Source organism: Kitasatospora sp. NPDC059571, from assembly GCF_042735675.1.
Lineage (GTDB): Bacteria > Actinomycetota > Actinomycetes > Streptomycetales > Streptomycetaceae > Kitasatospora.
Map to the genome: position 1 here is coordinate 1 of NZ_JBHWBW010000430.1, position 6,901 is coordinate 6,901.

At 77.5% G+C, this 6,901-nt stretch carries 5 protein-coding genes; 3 read left to right on the forward strand and 2 right to left on the reverse strand.

What is annotated here, in order from left to right; translation table 11 throughout:
• Positions 1 to 452 precede the first annotated feature (452 nt).
• Positions 453 to 1,715, reverse strand: a complete 1,263-nt coding sequence (locus ACFV0G_RS31940) for an APC family permease (RefSeq protein ID WP_380555559.1) — start codon at positions 1,713 to 1,715, stop codon at positions 453 to 455.
• A gap of 114 nt (positions 1,716 to 1,829) precedes the next feature.
• Between ACFV0G_RS31940 and ACFV0G_RS31945 the strand changes: the two genes are divergently transcribed.
• On the forward strand, positions 1,830 to 3,836 hold the full coding sequence (locus ACFV0G_RS31945) for a WD40 repeat domain-containing protein (RefSeq protein WP_380555561.1): 2,007 nt from the start codon (positions 1,830 to 1,832) through the stop codon (positions 3,834 to 3,836).
• Between the two features lie 63 nt (positions 3,837 to 3,899).
• Here the strand turns inward: ACFV0G_RS31945 and ACFV0G_RS31950 are convergent, their stop codons facing one another.
• On the reverse strand, positions 3,900 to 5,267 hold the full coding sequence (locus ACFV0G_RS31950; protein ID WP_380555563.1) for a cell filamentation protein Fic: 1,368 nt from the start codon (positions 5,265 to 5,267) through the stop codon (positions 3,900 to 3,902).
• Between the two features lie 271 nt (positions 5,268 to 5,538).
• Between ACFV0G_RS31950 and ACFV0G_RS31955 the strand changes: the two genes are divergently transcribed.
• Positions 5,539 to 6,282 (forward strand): SOS response-associated peptidase, encoded by a 744-nt coding sequence (locus ACFV0G_RS31955; RefSeq protein ID WP_380555565.1) that lies wholly within the window; start codon positions 5,539 to 5,541, stop codon positions 6,280 to 6,282.
• 62 nt (positions 6,283 to 6,344) lie between these two features.
• A complete protein-coding gene (locus ACFV0G_RS31960; RefSeq protein ID WP_380555567.1) occupies positions 6,345 to 6,776 on the forward strand; it encodes a GNAT family N-acetyltransferase in 432 nt (143 codons plus the stop codon).
• Positions 6,777 to 6,901: the final 125 nt, after the last annotated feature.

Below are 6,901 nucleotides of genomic sequence, written 5' to 3' on the forward strand. Positions count from 1 at the left end.
CGGCGGGGCGCCCCCGGGCGGGGGGGCGCGCCCCTTCCCACCGCCCGCGCCCCGCGCCCCCCCCCCCCGCGCGCCCCCGCCGGCCCCGGGGGGGTGCGGGCCGCCCGCGCGGGGGCCCGGGGCGCGTGCCCCGGCGACGGCCCCGCGGACCGGCCGGGGACCGCTGACCCGTTCGGCCGGACCTGCGGCGGGCGGCGGACGGGCCCGCGGGCCGTTGCACGGGCGGCCCGGCAGGTCCGCCGCGCCCCCGGACGGGGCCGGTCGGCCGTGTGTCCGGGTGCGGTGACCGGCTGCTCTGTGCACGCTGTGGGTGGCGCCCCCTCCCCGACCGCCCGACCGGGGACGGGGCCCCGCCGCCCCCGCCCCCCGCACGGCCGTTCGTCCCGGCCCCGGGGCGGGCGGCGCTGCACGATCCGGCCGCCCGGCAACCCGGGCGGGCAGGGCCGAGCCGCTCAACCGCGTGCGAGCACCCGGCGCACTCCGTAGGCGGCGGCGCCGACCGCGAGCACCGCGGCACCCGCGAGCACCGAGGCGGCCGGCAGCGCGAACGCCAGCACCGCACAGCCGACCGCGCCGAGCACCGGGACGGCCCGCGGCGGGCGCCCCTCGTCCCGGCCGAGGGTGAGCGCGGCGGCATTGGCGATCGCGTAGTAGGCGAGCACGCCGAAGGACGAGAAGCCGATCGCCCCCCCCCCGCGCGGGGTGGCCGCGCGCCCGCCCACCCCCGCCCCCCCGCCCGGCACCGCGCGGTGCGGCACGTGGCGGCGCGGATCGACGGCGGCCAGCCCGTGCGGCAGGTGCCGGTCCCGGGCCATCGCCAGCACCGTGCGGGAGACCCCGAGGAGCAGCGCGAGCAGCGAGCCGAGCGCCGCAACGGTCGCCCCCGCCCGCACCACCGGCGCCAGACCCGGCACGCCCGCCGCGCGGACCGCCTCGGCCAGCGGCGCGGCGGCGCCGGCCAGCCGGTCCGGCCCGAGCGCGCCCAGGACGGCCACCGCGACCAGCGCGTACACCGCCAGGGTGATGCCGAGCGCCAGCCGGACGGCCCGCGGAATGGTCCGGGCCGGGTCCCGGACCTCTTCCCCCAGGGTGGCGATGCGCGCATAGCCGGCGAACGCGAAGAACAGCAGCCCGGCGGCCTGCAGGAGGCCGTGCACGCCGGTGCCCGCGCCGATCCCCCCGTGCGGCACGGCGGTCCCGCCGGACAGGCAGGCCACCACGACGGCGGCCAGCACCGTCAGCACCACGGCGACGATCGCACGGGTCAGCCAGGCCGCCTTCTGCACCCCTCCGGCGGTCACCGAGGTCAGCGCCACCACGGCGGCCACCGCCACGGCGTGTTCCCGGCCGGGCCAGAGGTAGGACCCGACGGTCAGCGCCATCGCCGCGCAGGAGGCCGTCTTGCCGACCACGAACCCCCACCCCGCCAGGTACCCCCAGAACTCGCCGAGGCGCTCGCGCCCGTAGACGTAGGTGCCGCCCGAGGCGGGATGGCGCGCGGCCAGCCGGGCGGTCGAGGTCGCATTGCAGTACGCCACCGCCCCGGCCAGCGCCAGGGCCGACAGCAGGCCGGAGCCGGCGGCCGCGGCCGCCGGCGCGAGCGCGCTGAAGACACCTGCCCCGATCATGGAGCCCAGGCCGATCACCACCGCGTCGAACACCCCCAGGTGCCGCGCCAGCTCCACCGGCCCACCGGCCGTCGCCGACCTGCCCACGCCCCACTCCTCCCGTGACCGACTCCTCTGCGCGGCGCACCCTAGCCCACCCGGGCAACGGCCCGGCGAACAGGCTCGGGCTCCTGTGTCGGACCCCCTTGCTACCGTGCCCCGATGTTCTTCGAGACGGCATGGACCTCGGTCGCACCCCGCACCGAACTGGCGATCCTGGAGGGGCACACCGACCGGGTCCGGGACGTCTGCCCGGTCGAGGCCGCCGGCCGCACCCTGCTGGCCAGCGCCGGCGCGGATGCGACCGTGCGGATCTGGGATCCCGCCGGCGGCGAGCCGGTGCGGACACTGCACGGGCACACCGGCGGTGTGACCGCCGTCTGCAGCACCGCAGGCCTCCTGATCAGTGCCGGCGACGACCGGACCGTACGGGTCTGGGACCCGGGCACCGGGCGGCAGCTGCGGGTCATGGCCGGCTACCGCGGCGCATCCCCCGTCGAGGTGGAGGGGCGGGCCATGGTTGCCAGTACGACCGAGGACGGCACCGCGCTCTGGGACCCGGTGACCGGGCAGGTCCGGCAGGTCTTCCGCGGTGCCGGCGCCGAATTGAGCGCCGTGCGGGCCGACGGCCGGACGCTGGTGGTCGCACGGGCCGAAGGCGCCGGGCCCGGCGTCTGGGACCTGGCCACCGGCGAACGGTGCTGGCAGCAGCGGCCCGATGCCCACACGTCGACGGGAGTCTGCGCGGTCACCACCGGTCGGCGAGTCCTGGTGGCCGGGGCCGGGTACGACAAGGAGCTGGAGGGCGGCCGGATCCGGCTGTGGGACCCGGTCACCGGCAGGCTCGTCCGGACGATCGAGTTCGAGCCGCTCGTGGAAGGGGTCCTGGACCGGGTGCGCGGTGTGCGGCCCCTCGACCTGGACGGCCGCCAGCTCCTCCTCGGCATCGGGCAGAAGACCGTGCGGGTCTTCGACCCGGCCACCGGCGCCCGGCTCCGGGCGTTCGTCGTACCGTCCGACTGGGTCGAGTCGCTGTGCGTGCTGAGCCTCGACGGCCGGCCGGCGCTGGCGGTCTCCGAGCGGTACCGGGACACGATCTGGCTCTGGGACCCGGCGACCGGACGGCAGCTCACCGGCGTGCCCTGCGAGAAGGGCTGGATCGACACCCTCTGCGCGTTCGAGTCCGGCGGCCGCACCCTGCTGGCCGGGGCCGACGGACTCGGCCGCACCGTCCGGGTGTGGGATCCGACGGCCGGCGGCCCGCCCGCCCGCCACGACGGCCACCCGGACGAGGTCCTCGGCGTCTGGCCCGTCGGCGACCGCATGATCAGCATCGCCGCCGCCACGGCACGGATCTGGGACCCGGCCACCGGCGAACGGCTCCGCACCATCCGGGGATCCCTGTTCGGCATCGCGGACGTCGCCGAGCTCACCGTGGACGGCAGACCGCTGCTCGCCGGGGCGTTCAGCACGTACGACGCCGGGTGCATCCGCCTCTGGGATCCGGCGACCGGCCGTCAGGTCCGCCGCCTGCAACGGCGCTGGGAGGAGGGCCCCACCGTGCTCTGCCCGTTCACCCGGGACGGCCGGGTCCTGCTCGCGGCGGGCGACGAGAGCGACGTCAGGGTGTGGGACCCGGGCACCGGACGACTCGAACAGGAGACCCCCTGCGGGGAGGACGTGTCCTGGCTCGGGCGGGTCCTCGTCGAGGGCCGGCCCGTACTGGTCGGCCACCACCGCGAGCACGGCCTGCGGATCTGGGACCCGGCGGCAGCCGCCTGGCAGCCCGCGCCGGACGGGCTCGGTTCCGGCTTCGCGGACGGCGGCCACGCCTTCGTGCTGGAGGGCCGGCCGCTGGTCGCCGACACCGACCGGCACGGCACCGTGCACGTCCGCGACCTGCTGACCGGCGAGACCCGGTGCGTCCTGCGGGGCCACACCGGCCAGGAGATCACCGGGATACGGGTGATGACGGTCGGCACCCGGACGCTGCTGGTCACCTCCGGCGGCACCGACCGGACGGTTCGGCTCTGGGACCCGGACTCCGGGCAGTGCGCCCTGACCGTCCCCGTGCACCACGAGGTCGTCGGCAGCGCCCCGGTCGGCGACGGGCTGCTGGCGGTCGCCGCGCCCTCCGGGGTGCTGGTGTACCGGATCCGGACGGGATGACCGCCGGTGCGGGCCGATCGGGCGTCAGCGGGCCGCGGCGCTGCGCTGCGGGCCGATCGGGCGTCAGCGGGCCGCGGCGCTGCGGCGGGTGTCCGCGAGGTGGATGTCGACGGACCGGGCGAGGGCCACGGCGTCCTGGGGGTCGTCCGCCCGGAAGGCGGTGCGGCGGAGCAGGCCGACCGCGTCGAGCGTGATGCCCTCGCGGGCGAGCACGAAGAGGAGGGCGAGGAAGGCCGAGCGCGCATTGCCGTCGTCGAAGGGGTGGAAGAAGCAGACGTCGAGGTAGGCGCGGGCCGCCCGGGCGGTCAGCGGCAGGGCAGGACCGTCGCCCGGTGCGCTCTCGGCCAGGCAGCCGTCGAGGCGGGCGCGGGTGTCCGGGCCGATGCCGTAGCGCTCCCTGCCGCCCTTGGCGAAGGCGGGCAGAGTGCGCAGCCCCGGCGGCTGCGGGGTGCCCAGGACGTGCTGCTGCCAGCCGCTGAGCAGGTCGAAGTCGAGTGCGGCGCCACGCGCCGCGTCGGACCTCATCGACTCCAGCGCGGCGAGGAGGCCCTGTGCGCGGGCCGGATCCAGGGCGCCGTCGAAGGCCCGGATGTCCTCGGCCGCGCCGTCGCAGGGCGGGGTCACCGGTCCGTCCGCGGCGCCGTCCGGGCCGTCCGGCCAGGGCACCTTCCCGCGGACCGTGAGCCAGCTCTGCAGGTGGTCCGGCACGGGCCGCTCCGCGGGTGCGGCGGCGTCGGCCGGCCGCAGCGACCGGGCGAGCTGCTCCGCGACGTCCTCGACCAGCTCCGGATCGGGGCCGGTCCAGCTGCGGAACCGGCCGCCGATCGCCCGGTCGACCAGGTCCGCCGCGACGTCGGGCGCGACACCGGCGTGGTCGAGGAACCAGGTGAGCACCTGACGGCAGTGCCCGTACCAGGCGCTGCCGCCGCCGGTGCGGTCGGCCACCTGCAGGATCAGGTTCCGCGCGGCGCGGTCCCACAGGATCCGCTGGTCATCGACGGCGGCCAGGTCCAGCGGGTACGCCTCGAACCACCCGGCGAGGCTCTCCAGCCATCCGCGCCACTCGCAGAGCGCCTCGACGACCCGGCCGAGCGTCTCCTCCGGGGTGGTGATCGAGTGCTGCGGGCAGCACCAGCTCCCGACCGGCCCTCCGTCGAAGTCCCCTTCGTCGTGCGCCCAGCGCCAGCCCAGGGCCCAGCGGCCGTAGTGCCGGACGAGGGCCTGCGACATGGCGTCGGCCCAGAGCCGGTCCTCGGTCCGGCGCCGGGCGCCCGCCGCCGGGTCGGCCGACGCGGCAGCGGGGCGGCCCGGCACCCGCCGGGCCGGTCCCAGCCCGTGCACCACCCGCCTCGCCGACGCGCGGTCGAAGGGGTGCCGGGCGGGGTCCACCTCGTCCCAGCGCAGAAAGCCGGGGGCCAGCTCGAAAATCACCGCGCCAGCCTGCCACGACCGGAGCGGCTCTTCTTCGACCGCTCCACCGACACGGTGTACGTCTGCGCCGTCGACCTCGGCGGCCCGGAAGCGTCCTCCACCCCGGTGGGCACCGGCGGTCACGGGGGCACGGCCACCCCGTCCCCGGGGGCCGTCGGGCCCTGAGCGTGCTCGCCGCGGTCGCGTGCCCGCCGCGGCCCTGCGCACCGCGGCCGGGTCCGCGGGGACATACTGGTTCGGCAGCCCTTCGACATGCGGACGGTACAGGGACATGTGCGGTCGTTTCGTCTCCACCACGACTCCGGTCGACCTCGTCGGCCTGCTGGGCGAGCTGAGCTGGGATCCCGCGGAGGCGCTGGCGCCGAGCTGGAACGTGGCGCCCACCGATCCGGTCCCGGCGGTGCTGGAGCGGGTCGACCGGGCGACCGGTGAGGTGGTGCGGCAGCTGCGCCCGCTGCGGTGGGGCCTGGTGCCGTCCTGGGCGAAGGACGCCTCCGGGGGCGCCCGGATGATCAACGCCCGGTCGGAGACCGTCCACGAGAAGCCGGCCTTCCGCAAGGCGTTCACCGCGCGGCGCTGTGTGATCCCCGCGGACGGCTACTTCGAGTGGCGGCCGGTGCCGGCCGGGGACGGCCGGAAGGCGTTCAAGCAGCCGTACTACCTGACCACCGGCTCGGTGATGCTGATGGCGGGCCTGTACGAGTTCTGGCGCGACCGCTCGGTGCCCGAGGACGACCCGGCCGCCTGGCTGACCACGACCACCATCATCACCACGGACGCCACCGACAGCGCCGGCCGCATCCACGACCGGATGCCGCTGACGATCGCCGCCGACGACCTCGCCGGCTGGCTCGACCCCGACAGCTCCGACCCCGCCGAGCTGCGCCGGCTGCTGCACACCCCGGCCGGCGGCGAGCTGGCGGTGCGCGCCGTGTCCACCGCGGTGAACAGCGTCCGCTCGAACGGCGCCGGGCTGCTGGAGCAGGTGGCGGATCCGCTGGGGCTCGCGGACTGACCGCGGACGGCGCCCGCCGACCCCTGTGCCGGGCCCGGCGGGCGTCCTGCTTGGATGCGGGCATGGACACCACCGCCCCCGCCGGCTACGCGTTCTCCACCGACCCCGCCCGGCTCGACCGCGCGCTGATCCACCGGTGGCTCTCCGAGGACGCCTACTGGGCGCTCGGCCGGTCCCGGGAGAAGCAGGACCTCGCCATCGACGGATCGCTCAACTTCGGCGTCTACGACACCGCCTCGGGCACCCAGGCGGGCTATGCGCGGGTGGTCACCGACCTGGCGACCTTCGCCTGGCTCTGCGACGTGTACATCGCCCCCGAGGCCCGCGGGCGGGGGCTGGGCACCGCACTGGCCGCCGCCGTCCGCGACCACCTCGCCCCGTACGGGCTGCGCCGGATCCTGCTGGCCACCGCGGACGCCCACGGCGTCTACGCGAAGGCCGGCTTCGCGCCGCTGGCGAAGCCGGAGAAGTGGATGGCGCTCGGCGAGCAGTGACCGGCCCCCGGCGCCCCGCCGCGGGGGGGGCCCGCCCGCGACCCGCCGCGCGCCGCGGGCGTCGGGCGGGCGCCCGCGGCGCACGCCGCGCGCCCGGCCCGCACCGCCCCGCCGGTACCGGGGGC